The organism is Amycolatopsis sp. MEPSY49 (assembly GCF_051337345.1).
GTDB lineage: Bacteria > Actinomycetota > Actinomycetes > Mycobacteriales > Pseudonocardiaceae > Amycolatopsis.
Genome location: NZ_JBDLYJ010000001.1, coordinates 654,234 through 675,345, shown reverse-complemented (window position 1 = coordinate 675,345; position 21,112 = coordinate 654,234). Strand labels below are relative to the sequence as shown.

The following is a 21,112-nucleotide window of genomic DNA, read 5'->3' as shown; positions in this document are numbered from 1 at the left end:
CAACTCAACAGAGGACGGTCGGACGCGGACCGTAGGTCGCCGTGTGCGACGTCCGGCGGATCTCGGCGCCGGTGGCGACGTCGTAGAGCACGCGCGTGTCGGTGACGCTGAAGCCGGGCGTACCGATCGACGGCCGGCACGGGGTGGTGCCGCCGAACTGGACCGGCGGGGGATCTCCGGGGATCTGCGCGCCGGTCTGGCTCTCGACGCGGTAGTGGCGGGTGCCCCAGATCCGGACGGTCACGGAGTCGCCGGAAACCGTGGCCTGGATGGCGATCCCGGTCGGCGAGTCGTTGGTCAGCTTGAGCTCGACCGGGCTGCCGTCGGCGTTGACGGCCTTGGCGTCGCGGCCGGCGGGGTAGCGGTCGAGGTAGTGGTCGTGCTCGAGGTGACCACCGTCGGCGAGGCCCGCGAGGTAGCCCGCATTGTACAAAGTGGACGCGAGCTGGGAGACGCCACCACCGACGACTTCGGCACCGGTGCCGTCTTCGTCGGCCGGCGCGGGCACGTAGCCGGCGTCGGCGGTGCGCGGACCGGAGCGGGCGCCGAGGCTGAACGTCTCGCCGGGCTTGACGATCGTGCCGGACACGCGGGCGGCGAGCGTCCGGTTGTTCGTCGCGGCCGGGCCGGCCAGGCCGCCGGTGGTGAACTGGCCGATGACCTCCTTGATGCCGAGCGCGCCGGCGGCGTCGGTGGTCACGCTGGGGCTCGACGCGCTGTAGACGACGGGCAGGTCGCGGCCGCCGGTCTTCTTGAGGACGTCGATGAGCGGGAGGAAGGTCTTCTCCCAGTTGACCTTCCGGGCGTCCTCGGACGGCTCGACGGCGGGCTGGTCGCCGGTGAAGACGATCTGGGCGTCCTTGCCGTCGGTCTCGGTGCCGGCGAGGGGGTCCTTGAGCGCGGCCTGCAGCTTGCCCTGGTCGATGCGGACCTCGACGGCCCCGCCTTCGACGGCGGCGAACTGGAAGGCCGACGCGATGGTGGCGGGCGTGAGCGGCACGTCCTTGCCCTGGCCGCGCACGACGACCGGCTGCGCCACGGCGGGCACGACGACCTGCTGGTAGGCAGCCTGCACGCCGGCGGCGGTGGCCTTCACGGGCGTGATGGCCATGCCGAGCTTGACGCCACCGGGGTCGAGCCAGTGGTCGGTGACGGTCCGCACGGCACCGCCGAGGTCGGTCAGCTGCTGCCCCTGCCGCGGCAGGATCGGGTAGGGGTTGACGCGGCCGTCGCTGCCCTCGACCGCGACGAACCCGACCGAGCCTTCGGTGGCCGGGTGGTTCAGCCTGCCCTCGGCGAGCCGGCGCACGGCCTGGCTGATCTGGTCCGGATCGGTCCGCGTGGCGACGCCGACCTCGCGGCTGGTGAAGAAGGACATGATCCGCGTGATCGGACTGAGCGGCTGGTGCCCGGCGAGCCCGAGGGTGTTCGGCCAGTCGAGCCCGAGCCCGGACTTCGAGGGCACGAGCTCGGCCTGGACATCCCCGGCGTGGATGACGACGGGCTTGGTCAGCCGGGGTTCGAGTTCCTTGCGCAGCTTGGCTTCGGCTTCGGCGTGGGTAAGGCCCCCGACATCGATCCCGGCCACGGTGACCCCGCGAGGGACATCGCCGGCGCTGACGAGGAGGTCGATGGCGTAGAGGATGACGAACAGCCCGAGCGCGATGCCGATGGACATCATGGTCCGGGCAACGCCCTTCCGAAGCTTGCGAGCCGGAGTCTCGGGCGCGGGCGGCGGAGCGGGGGTTTCGAGCAGTTCGCCGAGGAGATCATCGGAGAAGAGATCAGCGGTGACGGCGGCTTCATCCACGGCCGGGGCCGGCACAGCGGTGGCGGACGCGGTGGGTTCGGCAGCGACCTCGACCGCGGACGGCTCCGCGGCGGCGGGCTTCGAGGGCTCGACGGTCGCCACCGTTTCCTCGATCGCGGGCAACTCCGCGGCGGGCTCGGCTTCGGTGGGAGTTTCCCCCGAGGGCGAATCAGCGGCTTCGGGCGCGGCGGGCGGCTCGCCGGCGAGCGCGACCGGCTCGGCTGGAACCTCGGCCGGCTCCTCCACCCCAGGCTCGGCCAGGGCAGACCCCGGACTTCCCGGCTCGCGCTCGCGCTTGTCGTCGTCTGCCACGCTCCTGCCCCTCCGCGGGAGCCGACCTACAGGTAGAGCCCCGTGCCGTGCTCGGTCCGCTCCGTTGCCGTCGCGTGGATGTCGCGTTCGCGCATCACCAGGTGCCCTTCGCCCTGGATCTCGACCTCGAGCTGGTCGTCCGGGTTGAAGAGCACGCGGTCGCCGGTCTTGACGTTCCGCACACTGTTGCCGACGCCCAGTACATCACCCCACGCGAGCCGCCGCGCGACCTGCGCCGTCGCGGGGATCACGATGCCGCCGCTGCTGCGGCGCTCGCCCTCTTCCGGCGACACCCGCACGAGCACCCGGTCGTGCAGCATCTGGATCTCGAGTTTCGGCCCGTCAGACACGGTTCGCATGCTACTCGGCGGGCTCACCCGCCATGACCAGGCTCAGCTCACGCGCCCCGTCCGCGGCCAAGCGCACCGGCACGCCCCAGTCCTGCCGCGTGATCCGGCACGCCGGGTGCTCGCCACCGTCGTCGCAGCTCGCCGCCTGCGCGACGACCTGCAGCACGCCCTCGGTCACGCCGTCGGCGAGCCGGATCGTGCGCTTGAGGTCGGTGCCCGTACCGCCGCCTTCAGTCAGCAGCGACGGTGGCGACGCGCTGATCTCCAGCCGCGTCGACGGGCCGAAGCGGTCGTCGAGCTTCTCGCCCGGCGGCGCGCTGAAGACGACCGAAAAGTCGATCTCGCCCGGCGCGAGCACGGTCGGCGGCCGGCGGACGGCGTGCGCGTCGCCCGACACGACCGTCGGCGCTGAGGACGAGTCCAGCGGGCCGATGCGGTTGCCCGCCGACTCGACGACCAGCAGCTCGCCCTCGTGCAGCAACAACCCCTGCGGCTCCGAAAGCCCGGTGGCGATCGTCGTCACTTGGCGGGTGAAGACGTCGAAGCGGCGTACGGCGCCGTTGTAGGTGTCGGCGATCGCGATCTTGTCGCCGGGCAGCACCGCCAGGCCGAGCGGGTGCTGCAGCAGCGCCTGGTCGGCCGGGCCGTCGGCGTGGCCGAACGAAAACAGGTCGACGCCGATCGCCGTGTGGACGGTGAACGACTCGCCGTCGGGTTCGATCCAGCGCAGCGCCGACGTCTCGGCGTCGGCGAGCCACAGTTTGTCGCCGTCCACGGCGAGGCCCGACGTCTGCGCGAAGAACGCTTCACCGACGTCGCCGTCTCGCAGGCCTTCGACGGTCGTCCCCGCGAAGCGGCGGATGGTGCCGGAGACCGGGTCGAACACGCTCAGCGTGTGGTTGCCCGCCATCGCGACGACGATCCCGCCGGCCGGGCCGTACCAGGCGACGTCCCACGGGCTCGTCAGGTCGACCTCGGCGCCCTTGCCCGAGTCCGACCCGCTGCGCCACTGCGCGCCGGTGCCGGCGACCGTCGTCACCTCGCCGGTGATCAGGTCGAGGCCGCGCAGCCGGTGACCGGCCGTGTCGGCGACGACGGCGTGGTAGCCGGCGCGCTCGGCGACGTCGTACGGCAGCAGCGCGATGCCCGACGGCTCGGCGAAGGTCGCGACGTCGAACGGGCCGTCCTGGCCGCCGCGTTCGCCGCTGCCGAAGCGCCGGATGACGGTCTCGCCGTCGGAGGCGAACTCGACGATCGCGTGGTGCCCGGTATCGGCGACGAGGATGCGTCCCTCGGCCGTCGCGACGGCCTTGCTCGGGAACCGCAGCTCGCTGATCTGCTCCTCGACCGGCACGTACGGGCTGCCGCCGCGGCGGAGCGTCCCCTTCGCTTCGTGCTTCGTGACGAGGTCCGCGATGACGCGGCGAAGCGCCTCTTCGTGCCCTTCGCCCGCGGCGACGTGCACGACGTACCCCTCGGGGTCGACGACCGCCAGCGTCGGCCACGCGCGGACCGCGTACTGCGACCACAGCTCCATCTTCGGGTCGTTGACCACGGGGTGGTGCACCTCGTAGCGCCGGACCGCGGCTTCGATCGACGCGCGCTCGCCTTCGTGCAGGAACTTCGGCGAGTGGACGCCGATCGTGACGAGCACGTCCGCGAACTCGGCTTCGAGCGGACGCAGCTCGTCGAGGACGTGGAGACAGTTGATGCAGCCGCTGGTCCAGAAGTCCAGCAGGACGACGCGTCCGCGCAGCTCGGCGAGGGTCAGCGGGCGGCCGCCGGTGTTCAGCCAGACGTCGCCGCGCAGCTCGGGAGCGCGCACGCGGGCCTGCGGTCGGGGTGAAGTCACGGCAAGAGTGAACTACACACGCTCACGCTCTGTTCCGGAGTTCAGCCGATGAGAGAACAAACTCACCCCACCGGGGTGCCCCGGGAAAACGGCGGAAAAGGACGCGCGGCGCGGTGAGCCGCCGCTTAGGCTCGGCACATGACCCCCGTCCAGCCGGCCGGCGCCCTCACCATCGAGGAGGCACGGCACCTGCAGGAGAACCTCCGGGAACCGGTGCGTCCCGGGCTGACCGAACCCGAGCTCGACGACATCGAGCGCCGGTTCGGCTTCCGCTTCGCCGCGGACCACCGCACGTTCCTCTCCGCCGGCGTCCCGATCGGCGACCGCTGGCCGGACTGGCGCTGCGGCAATCCCGAGCAGCTGCGCAAACGTTTGGCTTGGCCGGTTGACGGCGTCCTCTACGACGTAGAGCACAACGGCTTCTGGCTCCCCGACTGGGGCACGCGCCCGGTCGGCCCGGAGGACGCGGTCCGCGAGGCCCGCCGTCGCCTGGCGGGCGTGCCGCAGCTGGTGCCGGTCTGCGGGCACCGGTACCTGCCGGGGATACCCGGCACCGCGGGCTACCCGGTGCTGTCGGTGTACCAGACGGACATCATCGTGTACGGCTGTGACCTGCGGGATTACCTGCACCGCGAGTTCGCGACGGGCGGCATCAGCACGGCCCCGCCGGACGGGCCGAGGTACATCGAGTTCTGGTCCCGCTTCATCGACTAACGGACTCTGGCGTTGTCTAGCGCCGACACTAGAAAGCCGGAGAGAGGTCAATTCTCCCGGCGCAGCATCCGGCTCACCCCGGCCGCCACGGTCGTCGCCAAGATCCAGCCGGACGCCGTGAAGCCCGCCGCCACCCAGTTGTCCGTTCCGTGCATGTACCAGCGGGACTTGTTCCCGAAGTCCACGATCGGCACCAGCAGGTCCGCCGTGTAGATCACCGGGTTCCACTGCAGCCCCGTGTCCTGCTGGTTGACCACGCACCGCGGGCCGTTCGCGATGATCTGGTGCGTCTCGTCGGACTTCCAGGTGATGCAGTCGTCCGTGCCCAGGCCGAACCACAGGCTGCCCAGCACCAGCAACGTGAACAGCCACCCCAGCGCGCGGACCGGCCGGTAGCCGTACCCCACCATCGACCGCTGCAGCCAGCTCCACAGCCGGACCCCCGGGCCGAAGAACTTGAAGCCGCGCGCCAGTGCCTCGTACCTGAACTGCTGTTTGCGCAACGCCACCGTCGACGCGTGCTCTTCGTTTCCCGCCGCGCGGAGCATGTGCGCGAGCTGGTCGTACGGGCCCGGACGATAGCCGCGCATTGCCTGGCGGAGCAGCTCGATGCGGCGGTCGAGGGCCTTGTCGTCGTCGAGCGGAATGCCGCGGCCCAGTGCGTCGTAGCGGAAGTCCTCCAGCTCGATGCCGCCCGTTGCCGCCCAGAACTCGTCGTTGTCCGTCAACGTCCCGCAGTGCGCGCGGCGCAGGACCACCCGGCCGGCCGGGGGCAGGTTCGGCGTCAGCGTGAACTCGTCCGCCGCGACGTCGCCCGCGTCCAGGGCCACGCTGAACGGCGGCAGCGACCTCAGCTCCGAACCCCGCAGGTCCACGCGGCGGGCGACCTGCGCGCCGTCGAGGTTGATGCCGCCCTCCGCGACGAACGGGCGGCTGTTGTTGTCGCGCAGCGTCAGGTCGCGGCCGATCCGGCCCGTTCGGACGTCCAGCGAAAAACTGCTGGTCGCGCGCAAGCCCGGCTCGGTCAAGCGCGTGCCGGCCAGGTTGATCGAGCCGCCGACTTCCACGCCCTGCAGGCGCAGCGTGCCGTGGATCGTCGCGTCCGTGAGCTGGAAGTTGCCCGCGATCTTCGAGCGGCGCGCCGAGAACACGTCCCGGCCCGGGTGGCGGAACATCGAGTTCCAGGCCAGGAAGTTGCCGCCGACCGTGACGTCGGCCAGGCGCAGCTGGCCGGTCGGGACGCGCAGGCTCGTCGCCTCGATGTCGCCGCCGATCTCGGTGCCGTCCAGGTGCAGCGCGCGGTCGTAGTACGGCTGGGACTTGCCGCGCACCACGCTGACCTCGGCGCCGGCCAGCCGCAGCGAGCCGCCGATCCGGGCGTTGACCATGCGCAGCGTGCCGAGCGCCTGCAGACCGTCGGACAGCTCGACGTTGCCGTCCACGCGCATCCGGTCGGCCACCAGCGCGGGCCGCGGGTCGAGGTACGGGTCGTTGGACTTCCACGCGTCGACGGCGATCGGGCCCTGCTGGGACACCGTCAGCTTGGCCTCGCGCAGCACGATGTCACTGTCCACCGTGGCACTGGGCAGGTACATGATCCCGGTGGCGGAGAAGCGCTTCCGCTGGCTGGCCGGCCCGTAGTTGTCGACCTCGCACAGCAGGCTGCCGCCGATGTGCAGGCCGTTGCCGTTGAGCGCGAAGCCGTCCGGGTTGTTCAGCGTGGCGCCCGAAAAGTTGACGTTACCGCCGGTCCGCAGGCCGGGGAGGCGGACTTCGCCGTTGGCGACCATCCGGTAGGCCAGCAGCGCGCCGGTCAGCACGAGCCGGTCGGCCTGGATCGCCTTGCCGTGCGGGTGCGAGATCACCGTGCGGGTCAGCACCATCGAGCCTTCGATGACGGCGTCGGTGAGGTTGACCGCGGCGTTCGGCATCCCGCGTTCGCGGTCGTCGCCGCGCTGGACGGTCGTCTCCTCGATCTCGCGGTCGGCGCCGTCGACCTGGACGACGCTGCGGATCAGCCGGACGTCGTTGCGGCTGCGCATGTTGCGGGCCTTGAGCCCGGGCAGCCAGCACTTGCGGAACACCAGCCCGAGCAGGTTCGCCTCGCGCACGTCCGGCGGGTGCTCGAACCGGCAGCGCTCGAACCGGAACAGGTACTTCAGGTCCGCGGCGCGCAGGTCGAGCGTGCCGGTGATGTAGGCGTCCTCGACGTAGACGATCGGCGCGTTGGTGGCCGTCCGGCGCCAGCGGAGAAGGCCGCCGTTGCCGGGTTTCAGCAGGTCGGAGGCCTTGACTTCGTACCGGCGGTCCGGGATGCCCGCGAAGGGGTCGAGGGGTGGCAGCGCGCTTTCGGTCGTCACGGACTGCCCCCTCCCTCACCCACCTTCAAAGTAGCGAACGCGAACGGAATTCGCAGGCGTTTCAGTCGTCGAGGCTGTGCGTCGGATCGAGGACCCGCTTCAGGAACGACTTCGTGCGTTCGTGCTGGGGGTCGCCGATCACCTGGCTCGGCGGGCCCTGCTCGACGACGACGCCGCCGTCCATGAACAGCACGCTGTCGGCCACCTCGCGGGCGAACTGCATCTCGTGCGTCACGACCAGCATCGTCATGCCCTCTTCGGCCAGCTGCCGCATGACGGCGAGCACGTCGCCGACCAGCTCCGGGTCCAGCGCGGACGTCGGCTCGTCGAACAGCATGACGTCCGGGTTCATCGACAGCGCCCGCGCGATCGCGACGCGCTGCTGCTGCCCGCCGGAGAGCTGGCCCGGCAGCGACGTCTCCTTCTCGCTCAGGCCGACCTTCTCGAGGTTCTCGCGCGCGACGCGCTCGGCCTCTTCCTTGCCGCGCTTGAGGACCTTGCGCTGCGCGACGGTCAGGTTGTCCAGGACCGTCAGGTGCGCGAAGAGGTTGAAGCCCTGGAAGACCATGCCGATCCTGCGCCGGGCGCCGTCGATGTCGACGTCCTCGTCGGTGATCTCGTTGCCGTTCACGACGATCTTGCCCTGCTGCGGCTCCTCGAGGAGGTTCACGCAGCGCAGCAAGGTGGACTTGCCCGATCCGGACGGCCCGATGATGCAGACGACCTGGCCGCGTTCGACCTGCAGGTCGATGCCCTTGAGCACCTCGAGCGAGCCGAACGCCTTGTGCAGGCCGGAAATTTCGACGATCACGTCGCTCACTTGGTACCCCCGGCCACTCCGGCCCCGTATTTCTTCTCCAGCCGCTGCTGCAGGATCGACAGCGGGATGGTGATCACCAGGTAGCAGAGGCCCGCGACGACGATCGGCGTCAGGCCCTTCGCCTCCAGCAGCGCCTGGCGGCTGAACTGCGCGAGCTCCTGCTGCGCCGGCGTCGTCCCGAGCAGGAACGCCAGCGACGAGTCCTTCGTCAGCATGATCAGCTCGTTGGCCAGCGGCGGCAGCACGATCCGGAACGCCTGCGGGATGACGATGGTGATCATCGACCGCGCCGGCGACATGCCGAGCGAGCGGGCGGCCTCGACCTGCCCGCGCGGAACGGCCTGGATACCGGCCCGGATCGTCTCGGCCATGTAGGCCGACGAAACGATGCCGAGCGCGATCATGATGGAGATGTTGCGCGGCAGGTGGGTGTCCGGGAAGGCGATCGGGACGCCGACGCCGACCGCCAGGAAGATGAGCAGCGCGGGCAGGCCACGGAAGAACTCGATGTAGCCGCGCGCGAACCACCGGTACGGCCCCACCGAGGACAGCCGCATCAGGGCCAGCACGAGGCCCAGGCCCAGACCCAGCGCGAAGCCGAGCGCGGTGAAGACGACGGTGTTCTTCAGCGCCACCGTGACGACGTCGGGGAACTGCTTCGCCGCGACGTCGAGGTCGAAGAACGCCCGGCCGATCTGGCCCCAGTTGGCCAGGAGGGCGAGCACGACGACGATGACGAGCAACAGGACGTACTGCGCACCCCGGAACGCCGATCGTCGCTGGCGTCGGCTCAGTGCCATTTCACTCCTCGAGCAAGCCCGGAACGGGCATCGGAAACGCCACTGTGGCCGGTGCCGAAGCACCGGCCACAGGCGGGGGTCTTACTGGGTCGGGTTACCCGGCAGCCAGGTCGGCGCCTTGCCGAACCACTTCTGGTAGATCTGCGCGTAGGTGCCGTCCGACACCGAGGCCTTCAACGTGTCGTTGATCGCCGTGACCAGGGCGGAGTTACCCTGCTTGACGCCGATGCCGTAGAACTCGTTGGTCTTGAACTCGGTCGCGACGGCGGTGTCCGGGTTCGTCTTCACGAAGTCGTAGAGGACGCCGTTGTCGTTGACGCCCGCGTCGACCGTGCCGTTCTTGACCGCCTGCTCTTCGAGGGCGAGGTCGTCGAAGGTGACGATCTCGGCGCCCTTCGCGTGCTCATTGGCGTAGTCGGCGCCGGTCGTGGCCGACTGGACGCCGATCTTCTTGCCTGCGACGTTGCTGAAGTCCTTGATCGGCGAACCGGCCTTGACCAGCAGTGCCTGCGTGGCCTCGAAGTAGGGCTCCGAGAAGTCGAACTTCTGCTTGCGCTTGTCGGTGATCGTCATGCCCGCCGCGGCCAGGTCGCACTGCCCGGAGTTCATGGCCTCGCCCGACTCGATGTTCTCGAAGGCGATGTCCACGATGTTCTGCTGGACGTTCAGCTTCTTCGCGACCAGGTCCACGAGGTCGACGTCGAAGCCGACGATCTTGTCGCCCTGCTTGACCTGGAACGGCTGGTAGGGCAGGTGCGTGCAGGTCGTGAGCTTGCCCGCGGCGATGAGCTGGACACCACCGGCGGCGGTGCCGCCTTCGTCGCCCCCGCACGCGGCCAGGGCACCGGCCGCCAGGGCGAGAGCCGGGATCAGGGCGAGCGCCTTGAGTTGGGGTACTCGGGCCACGTCGTCACTCCTCGTAGTTCTCAGGTTCTGAGAGTACGCATCCTGCCACTCAATCGACTCAACGCCCAGCGACTGCCCGTTACAGACACGTTGCGATGGCATCGAGCACGCAGAGCAGCCGTCAGTTGGTGATCCAGATCACAGTCAAGCGAGAGCTTGATCGACTTTTCGGACTGTGACCACCGCCGGAAAGCGGCTGTGCCCGGCCCGCGACGAGGCTTCACCAGCCGACCCGAATGCGTACAGGTGCAGAACAACTACGCCCTTTACACGGAGCGCTGACGAGCACCGCTGCCGCCCCGGCCGGGCGGCACCGAGCGCCTCGGATTACGGCGACGTTTCGCATCGCGCCACCCTGCGTAGAAGTGTCGCGCCACGCCGCTCACGTGGGTGAGGATGTCGTTCATGAACGCGACCCCGCCCCGGCTGCCCCCGTCCGGTCGACGCGCGAGGAAGGCGACGACCCGCCGGATCACCCGGCCGGGGGCGCGGTTCGAGGGATACCTCTCCCCGGAACGCCCGCACGCCGGTGCCTACGACGAGATGTTCGCCGCGGACGGCACGGTCCGCGGCCCGTACCGCGCGCTCTACGAGTCGATCGCCGCGCTCGACGCGCACGATCTGAACTCGCGGTCGCAGGCGCTGGACCGGGCGATGGTCGACCAGGGCATCACCTTCTCGCTGTCCGGGCAGGAGCGGCCGTTCCCGCTGGACCTGGTGCCGCGGGTGATCCAGGCGGCCGAGTGGACGAAGCTCGAGCGCGGCGTCGCCCAGCGGGTCCGGGCGCTCGAGGCGTTCCTCGCCGACATCTACGGCGACCGGCAGATCCTGCGCGACGGCGTGCTGCCGCGGCGGCTGATCACCTCGTGCGAGCACTTCCAGCGGGAGGCGTTCGGCATCAACCCGCCGAACGGCGTGCGCATCCACGTGTCCGGAGTGGACCTGGTGCGCGACGAGGAAGGCACGTTCCGGGTACTGGAGGACAATCTCCGCAACCCGTCCGGGGTGTCGTACGTGATGGAGAACCGGCGGACGATGGCGCGGGTCTTCCCGGACCTGTTCGTCCAGCACCGGGTCCGCCCGGTCGGCGACTACGCGTCACACCTGCTCCGGGCGCTGCGGGCGGCGGCCGCGGCGAACGTGGCCGACCCGATGGTCGTGGTGCTGACCCCCGGCGTCCACAACTCGGCGTACTTCGAGCACTCGCTGCTGGCGCGGCTGATGGGCGTCGAACTGGTCGAAGGCCGGGACATGTTCTGCCGTGACAACGTCGTCTACCTGCGGACGACCGAGGGCGAGCGCCAGGTCGACGTCATCTACCGACGGATCGACGACGAGTTCCTCGATCCGGTGCACTACCGGCCGGACTCGGTGCTCGGCATCGCCGGCGTCCTCAACGCGGCGCGCGCGGGCAACGTCGTCGTCGCGAACGCCGTCGGCAACGGCGTGGGCGATGACAAGCTCGTCTACACCTACGTGCCCGAGATGGTGAAGTACTACCTCAACGAGAAGCCGCTGCTGCCCAACGTGGACACGTTCCGGTGCTGGCTGCCCGACGAGTTCGACCACGTCATGGCGCACCTGGACGAGCTGGTCGTCAAGCCGGTCGAAGGCTCGGGCGGCTACGGGATCGTGTTCGGCCCCGAGGCGACTCCGGCCGAGCTGGCGACGCTGCGGCGGAAGGTGCGCGCGAACCGGCGCGGCTGGATCGCGCAGCCGGTGGTCCAGCTCTCGACCGTGCCGGCCAAGGTGGACGACCGGCTCGCGCCGCGGCACGTCGACCTGCGGCCGTTCGCGGTCAACGACGGCAAGGACATCTTCGTCCTGCCCGGCGGCCTGACGCGGGTGGCGCTGCCGGAGGGCAGCCTGGTCGTCAACTCGTCGCAGGGCGGTGGCTCGAAGGACACCTGGGTGCTGGCGTCCCGGGCGTCGACCGCCGAACGCGAGCTCGAGTCCCCGGCGCTCGGTGCGATGTCCACTGTGGACGGACTGGTCGCCGAACAGGGGCCCGAGCTGACGTCGTCCCAGCAGCAGCAGCAACAGCAGAGCTAGGGAGGTTCCGATGCTGGCACGCAACGCGGAGTCGCTCTACTGGATCGGCCGGTACGTCGAACGCGCCGACGACACCTCCCGGATCCTCAACGTCTCGGTCCACCAGCTGCTGGAAGACGCGACGGTCGACCCCGACCACGCGAGCCGCCAGCTGCTGGCCGTCCTGGGCATCGACACCCCCGACGGCGAAGCCCTCGACGTCTGGAAGCTGACCGAGCTGGTCGCGTACGCGAAGGACAACCCGGCGTCGATCGTCGGCTCGATCAACTCCGCGCGCGAGAACACGCGCGGCGCGCGCGAAGTCGTCTCGACCGAGCTGTGGGAATGCCTGAACGCGACGTGGAACGCGGTCCCGGACCGGCAGCGGTACGCGCGCCGGGCCGGGCCGCACGCGTTCCTGTCGTTCGTGGAGGAACGCGCGGCGATGTTCGCCGGGCTCGCCGACTCGACGATGTCGCGCGACGACGGCTGGCTGTTCATGGTGCTCGGCCGCTCGATCGAACGCGCCGATATGGTCGTCCGGCTGCTGCTCTCGCGGGTCGCGGACCGCGCGTCGTCGCCGGGCTGGATCACGGTGCTGCGCTCGGCCGGCGCGCAGGACACGTACCTGCGGACGTATCGCGGTGCGCTCGACGCCGGCCGCGTCGTGCAGTTCCTGTTGCGGGACACGCTGTTCCCGCGCTCGGTGTTCCACGCGCTTCGCCAGGCGGAGGAGTGCCTGCAACGGCTCGACCCGGGTGGCGGCGCGCGCAGCAACGAGAAGTCGGAGGCGCTGCGCGAGCTCGGCCGGGCGCGCAGCGAGCTGGAGTTCCTCCGGGCGTCGGAGCTGCTCACCGACCTGCCGGGGCGGCTCGCGGCGTTGCAGACGTCGATCCGGGAAATCGGGGAAGCGGTGTCGTTGCAGTACTTCAGCACGTCGCCGTGGGTGGCGTGGAGCGGTGCGGAGGTTTCGCTGTGACGTGGCAGCTGCGGGTGGCGCACCGGACGGGGTACCGGTACGCGACACCGGCGACGCAGTCGTACAACGAGGCGCGGCTGACCCCGCGTTCGGACCGCCGCCAGACGACGGTCGCGACGCGCATCGAGACGACCCCCGCGACTCGCGCCTACCGGTACACCGACTACTGGGGCACGGTCGTGACGTCGTTCGACCTCCACGCGCCGCACACCGAGTTCACGGTGCTGGCGACGTCGGTGGTCGAGACGGCGGACGAAGCCGAGCCGATCCGCACCGCGACCTGGAAGGACCTGCGGTCCGACACGGTCGTCGACCACCGCACCGAGTACCTGACGCCGACCGACTACACCCCGCGCGACCCCGAGCTGGCGCGCGAGGCCCGCGCGCTGCGGACCGGACTTGATCCGGCGGACGCCGTCCTGGCGGTGTGCGAGTGGGTGAACAAGCAGCTCAAGTACCAGCCGGGCACGACGGGCGTCCACTCGACGGCGACGGACGCCTGGCAGGCGCGTGAAGGTGTCTGCCAGGACTTCGCGCACGTCTCGCTGGTGATGCTGCGGGCGATCGGCGTCCCGGCGCGGTACGTCTCGGGGTACCTCCACACGAAGCCGGAGGGGAAGCTCGGCGAGGTGGTCGAGGGCGAGTCGCACGCCTGGGTCGACGTCTGGACCGGTGGCTGGTGGGCGTACGACCCGACGAACGCGATCCCGGTCGGCCCGCGGCACGTGTGGGTGGCGATGGGCCGGGACTACGCGGACGTGGCGCCGTTGAAGGGCATCTTCACCGGCGGCGGGCAGTCCACTTTGGACGTCTCGGTCCACCTGACCCGGCTGGCTTAGAGGAGGAACGTCCCGCCCGCCGCCTCGGCCACCTCCGCGCCGAGGGCCGACGCCGGGGTGTGCGCGCCGGGCTTGCCCTCGCCGCGGGCCAGGCGGGCCGCGACCTCGGCCACGACCGCCGTCGTGAAGTCCATGCCCTCGCCGGCGCGGAGCCAGCCGTCGCGCGTGGTGCCGTCGGGCCAGGTGACGACGGCGTGACCCCAAGAGTGCGTGCGGGGACGCGGAGCAGCCTTCGCCTGGATCCCGGCCAGCCGCCGGACCGCGAACCGGCGCACGACCGGGATCGCCACCACCCGGCTGAGCAGGGGCAGGAGCGCCCGAACCACCGGAGCGACCGGCGCGAGCGCCGAGATGACCGTGACGTCCGGCGCACCGCTCGCGCGCTGGGCGGCGATCAGCTCACCCGAGGGAATGCCCGCCGCCTTCACCGACTCGCCGTCCGGCAGGGCGATGGCTCTCGGGGCCGCGCCGGGCTTGGCCGTGGTGAGGGCATCGACGATGCTGGCGGCCAGCGCGACGCCCATGGCACCCGCTTCGACGGCGACGGACGCCAGCGCGTCGACCTGCACGTGGCTCGGCGTGTCGCGCCCCTCGCACAGCTTCGCCACGACGGCTTCCGTGGCCAGGACGCCGAAGCCGGCGCCGGTCACGAAGGTGCTGCCACCGGCCAGGGCCTCCTCGTGCAGATCGAGCAGCCGCTCGACGGCGGCGAGGTCGGCGGCCAGGTCGACGTAGTGGCCGCCAGGTAGGCACGCCCGCGCGATCGTCGCGGCCGTGGCGGCGTACTCGCCGATCGTGTTGACGACGACGGCCGGCCGCTGCCGCCGGATCTCCGTCGCGATCGCCTCGACACCGTCCGCGACGACGTACTTCTCTCCCGTCGCCTCGAGCCGCTCACGGTTGCGTCCGACCAGCACGACCGGCACGCCCCGCCGCTCGAGTTCGGCGGTGATGCCCCGGCCGGTCCGGCCCAGCGCTCCGAGTACCCAGATCTCCATGTCGACCTCCGGTGATGTCTCAGTGTGTCATCACCGAGGCTAGCACGTGACGACACAGTGAGACATGACTTGTAGGCTGGGGCCGTGGCCAGATGGGATCCCGGCACCGCGGACCGGCTGCGGAAAGCCGCGCTGGAGCTGTTCGCCGAGCACGGGTACGACGCCGTGACCGTGACGCAGATCGCCGAGCGCGCCGGGATCACCCGCCGCTCGTACTTCCGCTACTTCGCCGACAAGCGCGAAGTCCTCTTCGCCGGCGCGGAGCAGCTACCGCCGGCGGTCGGCGAAGCCGTCCTCGCCGCCGAAGAGGCCGAGTCGCCGCTTCGCACGGCCCTGGGCGCGCTCGCCGAGGTCGGCACGCAGGTGACGCGGCTCGTCGACCCGTCGCCGGAACGCCGGGCCGTGATCGCTTCGAGCGCCGAGCTCCGCGAACGCGAGCGGAGCAAGGGCGCGGCGATCACGGCCGCGATCCGGGACGCCCTGGAGCGCCGGGGAACACCGCCCGAGCTGGCGAAACCGGCGGCACAGGCCGCGGCGATCATCCTCGGCGACGCGTTCGACCGCTGGATCGACTCGGCCGGCGCCGAGGAATTCCCGGCCTACCTCAACGCGGCCACCTCGGCGTTCCACGAGGCCTGCCGCTAGCGCACTTTCACGTGAAAGTGATCCGGAGGGTCCTCCGGATCACTTTCCCTATGAAAGTGACGTGGAGGGGCGTCCTCCGGATCACTTTCATAGGGAAAGTGACGGGTCAGCCGCGGGCGTGCGCGTCGAGGATGTGCGCGACGGCCTCGGTGACCCGCTGCGCGTAGTCCAGGTGCAGCCACTCGTCCGGCACGTGGATGTTCGAGTCGGACCCGCACGCGCCGGTGACCAGGAACTGCGCCTCCGGGTACTTTCGCGAGAGCAGCCCCATGAACGGGATCGACCCGCCCATGCCGGCCGCCCGGTGCGGCCGGCCGAAAACCTCGTCGCTGACCGTGCGCAGGGCGTTCGTCAGCCACGGCGCCTCGGTCGGCGCGTTCCAGCCGTCCTCCGCCTGCGGGTTGTGCCCGAAGGTGACCTTCGCGCCGTACGGGACGTCGGTGGTCAGGGCCTTCTTGACGGCTTCGAGGCCCTTCTCGGCGTCGGCCGTCGGCGGGAGCCGGAAGCTCAGGGTCAGCGTGGTGCTCTCGCGCAGGACGTTGCCGGCGTCGGCGGGCTTCGGGAAGCCGTCGGCGCCGATCACCGAGAGCGTCGGGCGCCAGGTGTTGTTGAGCGCCAGTTCCAGCGCGTCTTCGGTGATCACGCGGCCGCCTTCGACCAGCGGGAACGCCGTCGCCAGCGCCTCCGGGAAGTCCTGTGAGACGGCCTTGAGCTCGGCCAGCCGGTTCGCCGGGACGTCGACCTTCAGCTCGTCGAGCAGCAATTCGCCGGTGGTGCTGTCCTCGAGCCGTTCGAGCAGCTTCCGCAGCACGCGGAACGAGCTGGCGACGACGCCGGAAGCCACGCCGGAGTGCTGCGCCGAGCCCAGCAGCTGCACGGTGACGTCCAGGTGCAGCATCCCGCGCAGGCTCGTGACCAGCCACAACCGCTCGTAGTCGCTGCCGCCGGCGTCGAGGCAGACCACCAGCGAGACGTCGCCGATCCGGTCGGCCAGGTGCTCGACGTACGCGGGCAGGTCGGGGCTGCCGGACTCCTCGCCGGTCTCCAGCAGCACGACGATCCGCGCGTGCTCGCCGCCGGCCGCGTGCACGGCCTGGATCGCCGTCGTCGCCGCGTAGCCGGAGTAGCCGTCGTCGACGGACCCGCGGCCGTACAACCGGCCGTCGCGGATCACCGGCGTCCACGGCCCGAGGCCCTCGGACCAGCCGCCGACGGGCGGCTGCTTGTCGAGGTGGCCGTACATCAGGACGGTGCCCTTGCCCGCCGCGCCTGGGGTCGCCGGGACGTCGACGAGCAGCAGGGGCGTGCGGCCTTCGAGCTGCACGACGTCGAGGGTCGCGCCGGGCAGGTCGCGCGCGGCGATCCACTCGCGGACGTGGTCGACGGCGGCGGCCAGGTGCCCGGTGTTCGCCCAGTCGGCGTCGAAGGCCGGGGACAGGGCGGGGATGGCCACCAGCCCGGACAGGCTCGGGATGACGTCGTCGGTCCACGACGTCACGACGGATTCACGAACGGATTTCTGCTCCACGCCGCCATCGTGCCACGGGGCTCCCGGCGTGCGGCACATCACAACGTCGTCCCCGGCGCGGGTGATCACGCGAGCACCCGATCACACCACGCCTGGTGAGCACGGCGACCGGTACCCGACTCTCGTAGGTCCGATGCTCGGGCTTCCAAGCGTTTTCCCTGTTCAGGGCCCTCTTCTCAGCAACAAATCAGCATCCGTCACTCACCAAAACGCGGACCTTCGTGCCAGGATGACGGCGAGAACCGTCAACGCCGACGGTGACCGAGCGCTTCGGACCCGATGCGCTGGTCCCCGCCGGTGCAGTCGCTGTGGTCGCCACAAGCGGCCGCCAGAGGCACCGACACCGAGGAGTACTGCGCATGCCGTCCGAACAGTGGACGCACCCGGAACCTGGAGACGGGCCGGCCGCCGTCGCGGCCCAGCCTTCCCCCGAGCAGGTGATCGCCGGATTGCGGGCAACCAGCGAAGGTGGCGCTGAGCTGACTCAGCTGCTCACCCCCGAAGGCGAACGGGTCCCCTCGCCCCAGTTCGACAAGTACGTCGAGGACGTCGACGCCGAAGCGCTGCGCGGCCTGTACCGCGACATGGTGCTGGTGCGGCGGGCCGACCGCGAAGCCAACGCCATGCAGCGCCAGGGCCAGCTGGGCATCTGGGTCCCGCTGCTCGGGCAGGAAGCCGCGCAGATCGGCTCCGGCCGGGCGCTGAAGAAGAACGACATGGCGTTCCCCAGCTACCGCGAGCACGGCGTCGCGTACGCGCGCGGGGTCGACATGAAGGACCTGCTGGGCATCTTCCGGTGCACCGACCACAGTGGCTGGGACTACCAGGGCCACGGCTTCCACCCGTACACCATCGTGATCGGCAACCAGGTGCTCAACGCCGCCGGGTACGCGATGGGCCAGAAGTTCGAGGGCAAGGTCGGCGACGACGACGGCGAAGCCACGATCTGCTACTTCGGTGACGGCGCGACCTCGCAGGGCGACGTCCACGAAGGGTTCGTCTGGGCCGCCGTCTACGACGCGCCGCTGGTGTTCTTCTGCCAGAACAACCAGTGGGCGATCTCCGAGCCGACCGAGCGCCAGTCGCGCCTGCCGCTGTACCAGCGCGCCCGCGGCTACGGCTTCCCCGGCATCCGCGTCGACGGCAACGACGTCCTGGCGTGCCTCGCGGTGTCCCGCTGGGCGCTCGACGAGTGCCGCCACGGCAACGGACCGGTCCTGATCGAGGCGTTCACCTACCGGATGGACGCGCACACGACGACCGACGACCCGACCCGCTACCGCCTCTCCGACGAGCTGGAGGAGTGGAAGCTCAAGGACCCGATCGAGCGCGTCCGCGCGTACCTGGCCCGCGGCGGCTACGCCGACCAGGCCTTCTTCGACAGCGTCCAGGCCGAGGCGGACGCGTTCGCCGCCGACCTGCGCGACTACACCTTCAACATGCCCGAGCCGCCGCCGGAGCGGATCTTCAGCAACGTCTACGCCGAGGGCAACCCGGTGCTGGACGCGCAGCGCGAAGAGTTCCTGTCCTACCTCGACGGCTTCGTATCGGCGGGTGAGCACTGATGACCGACCTCCAGAAACTCACCATCGGCAAGGCGCTCAACCTCGGCCTGCGCCGGGCGATGGAAGAAGACCCCAAGGTCCTGATCATGGGCGAGGACGTCGGCAAGCTCGGCGGCGTCTTCCGGATCACCGACGGCCTGCAGAAGGACTTCGGCGAGCAGCGCGTGCTGGACACGCCGCTCGCGGAGTCCGGCATCATCGGCACCGCGGTCGGCCTGGCCGTGCGCGGCTTCCGGCCGGTGTGCGAGATCCAGTTCGAGGGCTTCATCTTCCCCGGCTTCGACCAGATCTCCTCGCAGCTGGCGAAGCTGCACTACCGGACGCAGGGCAAGGTCAAGATGCCCGTCGTGATCCGGGTGCCGTTCGGCGGCGGGATCGGCGCGGTCGAGCACCACTCGGAGTCGCCGGAGTCGCTGTTCGCGCACATCCCGGGCCTCAAGGTCGTGTCCATTTCGAACGCCGTCGACGCCTACTGGGGCATCCAGCAGGCGATCAAGTCCGACGACCCGGTGCTGTTCTTCGAGCCGAAGCGGCTGTACCACTCGGGTGCGCTGCGCGCGGAGATCGACGTGGCCGGAACACCGGCTCAGGTGTTCTCCTCGCAGGTCGTGCGCGAAGGCACGACGGCGACGGTCGTCGCGTACGGCCCGTCGGTGAAGGTCGCGCTCGACGCGGCCGCCGCGGCGGAGGACGAGGGCAAGTCCCTCGAGGTCATCGACCTGCGCACGCTCTCGCCGCTGGACCTCGGCCCGGTGTTCGAGTCGGTGCGCAAGACCGGCCGGCTGATCGCGCTGTCCGAGGCGCCGTCGGAGTCGTCGCTGACGTCGGAGATCGCCGCGCGCGTCCAGCAGGAGTGCTTCTACTCGCTGGAAGCGCCCGTCCTCCGGGTGACCGGGTTCGACACGCCGTACCCGCCCGCCAAGCTCGAGGAGCACTACCTCCCCGACCTGGACCGGGTGCTGCACGCCGTCGACCGCTCGCTCGCCTGGTAAGGGGGATCTCCGCGCAATGCCTACGTACAAACAGTTCCCCCTGGCCGACACCGCCGAGGGGCTGACCGAAGCCGACATCCTGAACTGGCACGTCAAGCCGGGCGACACGGTGACGGTCAACCAGATCGTGGTCGAGATCGAGACCGCGAAGGCCGCCGTCGAGCTGCCGATCCCGTGGGCCGGGGTGGTCACGGAGCTGCTCGTCGAGCCGGGTCAGACGGTGGAGGTCGGCACGCCGATCCTCACCATCGACGTCGACCCCGGTGGCGCCGCGGCTCCCGCTCCCGCTGCCGCCGTGCCGGCTCCCGCCGAAGAAGAAGAGATGAAGCCGCTGGTCGGCTACGGCTCCAAGGCCGTCGTCACGCAGCGACGCGCGCGGAAGGGTGCCGAGCCCGTCGCTCCGGCCCCTGCCGCGGCTGTTGCCGCTCCTCCGGCGCCTGCGCCCGCTGCTCCGGCCGCTCCGCGCGGCGGGTACGTCCCGCTGGCGAAGCCGCCGGTGCGGAAGCTGGCGAAGGACCTCGGCGTCGACCTGCACGCGCTGACCGGCAGCGCTTCCGGCGGCGTGATCACCCGCGAGGACGTCGAGCGGGCCGCCAACGGCACGCCGGTCGTCGAGTCCGTTGTGGACAGCGGCTCCCGCGAGCGGCGCGTGCCGATCAAGGGCGTCCGGAAGATGACCGCGGCGGCGATGGTGCAGAGCGCGTACACGGCTCCGCACGTCACGGAATTCCTGACCATCGACGTCACGCCGATGATGGAGTTCCGCGAGAAGCTGAAGAAGTCGCGGGAGTTCGCCGGCGTGAAGGTGACGCCGCTGACGTTCGCGGCGAAGGCCGTGTGCCTGGCGGCGAAGCGCACCCCGGACGTCAACGCGGTCTGGGACGAGGCGGCGCAGGAGATCGTCTACAAGGACTACGTGCACCTCGGCATCGCGGCGGCGACCCCGCGCGGCCTGATCGTGCCGAAGGTCCGCGACGCCGACTCGATGTCGCTGAAGGAGCTGGCTCAGGCGCTGACGACGCTGACCGACGTCGCCCGCGAGGGCAAGACGTCGCCGGCGGACATGGCGAACGGCACGATCACGATCACCAACGTGGGCGTGTTCGGCGTCGACACCGGAACGCCGATCATCAACCCGGGCGAGTCCGCGATCCTATGCCTCGGCGCGATCAAGGACCAGCCGTGGGTGGTGGACGGCGAGATCAAGGTCCGCAAGGTGCTGCAGCTGTCGCTGAGCTTCGACCACCGGGTGGTCGACGGCCAGCAGGGCTCGGAGTTCCTGGCCGACGTCGGCGCGCTGCTGGCCGACCCGGCCATGGCGATGACGTACTGACGTTCTGCCGATGAGGGGTGGCTCCGGGTTCGGAGCCACCCCTCATCACGTTCAGGCGCCCAACTGCTCGCGGTTCCGCGGCGAACGGGCAACGCTATGGTGACATCGCGTTATACGCTGACTTCTCAATCGGAGTAATCGAGAAACAATAACTCAACGTAACAAGCATCGAGGTACCGCCGGCACTTTCTTCCTCGAGCAGCGTTTCGCGTATGAGCAGACGCTGACCATGCCCAAGGCAACCCAGAAACTCACGTTCGAGAAGAGCCTCCGGAAAA

General features: G+C 70.4%; 17 protein-coding genes. 8 read left to right on the top strand and 9 right to left on the bottom strand.

All coding sequences use genetic code 11. From position 1 onward, the window contains the following. Window positions 1-4: 4 nt before the first annotated feature. The 3 genes from ABFJ78_RS03330 to ABFJ78_RS03320 are packed head-to-tail and all read right to left on the bottom strand — an operon-like array spanning window position 5 to window position 4,297. The gene (locus ABFJ78_RS03330) at window positions 5-2,122 is read right to left on the bottom strand and encodes a VanW family protein (RefSeq protein ID WP_436384118.1); all 2,118 of its coding nucleotides are present in this window, start codon (window positions 2,120-2,122) and stop codon (window positions 5-7) included. Between the two features lie 26 nt (window positions 2,123-2,148). Then, window positions 2,149-2,481, bottom strand: a complete 333-nt coding sequence (locus ABFJ78_RS03325) for a GroES family chaperonin (RefSeq protein WP_436384117.1) — start codon at window positions 2,479-2,481, stop codon at window positions 2,149-2,151. Between the two features lies 1 nt (window position 2,482). Next, the gene (locus ABFJ78_RS03320) at window positions 2,483-4,297 is read right to left on the bottom strand and encodes an NHL domain-containing thioredoxin family protein (RefSeq protein ID WP_436385372.1); all 1,815 of its coding nucleotides are present in this window, start codon (window positions 4,295-4,297) and stop codon (window positions 2,483-2,485) included. 165 nt (window positions 4,298-4,462) lie between these two features. Between ABFJ78_RS03320 and ABFJ78_RS03315 the strand changes: the two genes are divergently transcribed. After that, a complete protein-coding gene (locus tag ABFJ78_RS03315) occupies window positions 4,463-5,038 on the top strand; it encodes a hypothetical protein (RefSeq protein WP_436384115.1) in 576 nt (191 codons plus the stop codon). A 47-nt stretch (window positions 5,039-5,085) separates the two neighbouring features. On the opposite strand, the gene ABFJ78_RS03310 is transcribed toward ABFJ78_RS03315, so the two are convergent. From ABFJ78_RS03310 to ABFJ78_RS03295, 4 genes are all read right to left on the bottom strand, one after another. After that, window positions 5,086-7,398 (bottom strand): oxidoreductase, encoded by a 2,313-nt coding sequence (locus ABFJ78_RS03310; RefSeq protein WP_436384114.1) that lies wholly within the window; start codon window positions 7,396-7,398, stop codon window positions 5,086-5,088. 61 nt (window positions 7,399-7,459) lie between these two features. Then, window positions 7,460-8,218: an amino acid ABC transporter ATP-binding protein gene (locus ABFJ78_RS03305; protein WP_436384113.1), complete on the bottom strand. Its 759-nt coding sequence runs from the start codon at window positions 8,216-8,218 to the stop codon at window positions 7,460-7,462. Next, window positions 8,215-9,018 (bottom strand): amino acid ABC transporter permease, encoded by an 804-nt coding sequence (locus tag ABFJ78_RS03300; protein WP_436384112.1) that lies wholly within the window; start codon window positions 9,016-9,018, stop codon window positions 8,215-8,217. Before ABFJ78_RS03300 ends, ABFJ78_RS03305 begins: the two co-directional genes overlap by 4 nt. Before the next feature lie 81 nt (window positions 9,019-9,099). Then, window positions 9,100-9,924, bottom strand: coding sequence for a transporter substrate-binding domain-containing protein (locus tag ABFJ78_RS03295; RefSeq protein ID WP_436384111.1), 825 nt, complete (start codon window positions 9,922-9,924; stop codon window positions 9,100-9,102). A 396-nt stretch (window positions 9,925-10,320) separates the two neighbouring features. Here ABFJ78_RS03295 and ABFJ78_RS03290 point away from each other — a divergent pair, with 396 nt between their 5' ends. Genes ABFJ78_RS03290 through ABFJ78_RS03280 form a run of 3 tightly spaced genes read left to right on the top strand, consistent with a single transcriptional unit; the run spans window position 10,321 to window position 13,773 of the window. Beyond that, window positions 10,321-11,976, top strand: a complete 1,656-nt coding sequence (locus ABFJ78_RS03290) for a circularly permuted type 2 ATP-grasp protein (protein WP_436384110.1) — start codon at window positions 10,321-10,323, stop codon at window positions 11,974-11,976. 10 nt (window positions 11,977-11,986) lie between these two features. Further along, the gene (locus tag ABFJ78_RS03285; protein WP_436384109.1) at window positions 11,987-12,934 is read left to right on the top strand and encodes an alpha-E domain-containing protein; all 948 of its coding nucleotides are present in this window, start codon (window positions 11,987-11,989) and stop codon (window positions 12,932-12,934) included. Next, a complete protein-coding gene (locus ABFJ78_RS03280; protein ID WP_436384107.1) occupies window positions 12,931-13,773 on the top strand; it encodes a transglutaminase family protein in 843 nt (280 codons plus the stop codon). The genes ABFJ78_RS03285 and ABFJ78_RS03280 overlap by 4 nt, the downstream gene beginning before the upstream one ends. Here ABFJ78_RS03280 and ABFJ78_RS03275 read toward each other — a convergent pair. After that, complete coding sequence (locus tag ABFJ78_RS03275) at window positions 13,770-14,771, bottom strand: hypothetical protein (RefSeq protein WP_436384106.1); 1,002 nt, start codon at window positions 14,769-14,771, stop codon at window positions 13,770-13,772. The two genes, ABFJ78_RS03280 and ABFJ78_RS03275, sit on opposite strands and share 4 nt — an antisense overlap. A gap of 84 nt (window positions 14,772-14,855) precedes the next feature. On the opposite strand from ABFJ78_RS03275, the gene ABFJ78_RS03270 reads away from it, so the two are divergent. Then, window positions 14,856-15,416 carry a TetR/AcrR family transcriptional regulator gene (locus ABFJ78_RS03270; protein WP_436384105.1) on the top strand — a complete coding sequence of 187 codons (561 nt, stop codon included), beginning with the start codon at window positions 14,856-14,858 and terminating at the stop codon, window positions 15,414-15,416. A gap of 106 nt (window positions 15,417-15,522) precedes the next feature. Here ABFJ78_RS03270 and ABFJ78_RS03265 read toward each other — a convergent pair whose 3' ends face one another. Then, entirely contained in the window at window positions 15,523-16,944 is a 1,422-nt protein-coding gene (locus ABFJ78_RS03265; RefSeq protein ID WP_436384104.1) for a M20/M25/M40 family metallo-hydrolase, read from the bottom strand. Window positions 16,945-17,303: 359 nt separating this feature from the next. Here ABFJ78_RS03265 and pdhA point away from each other — a divergent pair, with 359 nt between their 5' ends. The 3 genes from pdhA to ABFJ78_RS03250 are packed head-to-tail and all read left to right on the top strand — an operon-like array spanning window position 17,304 to window position 20,834. Further along, entirely contained in the window at window positions 17,304-18,509 is a 1,206-nt protein-coding gene (pdhA, locus tag ABFJ78_RS03260; protein WP_436384103.1) for a pyruvate dehydrogenase (acetyl-transferring) E1 component subunit alpha, read from the top strand. Further along, window positions 18,509-19,501: an alpha-ketoacid dehydrogenase subunit beta gene (locus ABFJ78_RS03255; RefSeq protein WP_372667430.1), complete on the top strand. Its 993-nt coding sequence runs from the start codon at window positions 18,509-18,511 to the stop codon at window positions 19,499-19,501. Before pdhA ends, ABFJ78_RS03255 begins: the two co-directional genes overlap by 1 nt. A 16-nt stretch (window positions 19,502-19,517) precedes the next feature. Beyond that, window positions 19,518-20,834: a dihydrolipoamide acetyltransferase family protein gene (locus ABFJ78_RS03250; RefSeq protein WP_436384102.1), complete on the top strand. Its 1,317-nt coding sequence runs from the start codon at window positions 19,518-19,520 to the stop codon at window positions 20,832-20,834. The last annotated feature ends 278 nt before the right edge of the window (window positions 20,835-21,112 follow it).

What these genes read in the sequence shown, in the direction of transcription:
- ABFJ78_RS03325 (WP_436384117.1), bottom strand. Translation starts at nt 2,481, where the DNA reads ATGCGAACCGTGTCTGACGGGCCGAAACTCGAGATCCAGATGCTGCAC.
- ABFJ78_RS03315 (WP_436384115.1), top strand. Translation starts at nt 4,463, where the DNA reads ATGACCCCCGTCCAGCCGGCCGGCGCCCTCACCATCGAGGAGGCACGG.
- ABFJ78_RS03300 (WP_436384112.1), bottom strand. Translation starts at nt 9,018, where the DNA reads ATGGCACTGAGCCGACGCCAGCGACGATCGGCGTTCCGGGGTGCGCAG.
- ABFJ78_RS03290 (WP_436384110.1), top strand. Translation starts at nt 10,321, where the DNA reads ATGTCGTTCATGAACGCGACCCCGCCCCGGCTGCCCCCGTCCGGTCGA.
- ABFJ78_RS03285 (WP_436384109.1), top strand. Translation starts at nt 11,987, where the DNA reads ATGCTGGCACGCAACGCGGAGTCGCTCTACTGGATCGGCCGGTACGTC.
- ABFJ78_RS03275 (WP_436384106.1), bottom strand. Translation starts at nt 14,771, where the DNA reads ATGGAGATCTGGGTACTCGGAGCGCTGGGCCGGACCGGCCGGGGCATC.
- pdhA (WP_436384103.1), top strand. Translation starts at nt 17,304, where the DNA reads ATGCCGTCCGAACAGTGGACGCACCCGGAACCTGGAGACGGGCCGGCC.
- ABFJ78_RS03255 (WP_372667430.1), top strand. Translation starts at nt 18,509, where the DNA reads ATGACCGACCTCCAGAAACTCACCATCGGCAAGGCGCTCAACCTCGGC.
- ABFJ78_RS03250 (WP_436384102.1), top strand. Translation starts at nt 19,518, where the DNA reads ATGCCTACGTACAAACAGTTCCCCCTGGCCGACACCGCCGAGGGGCTG.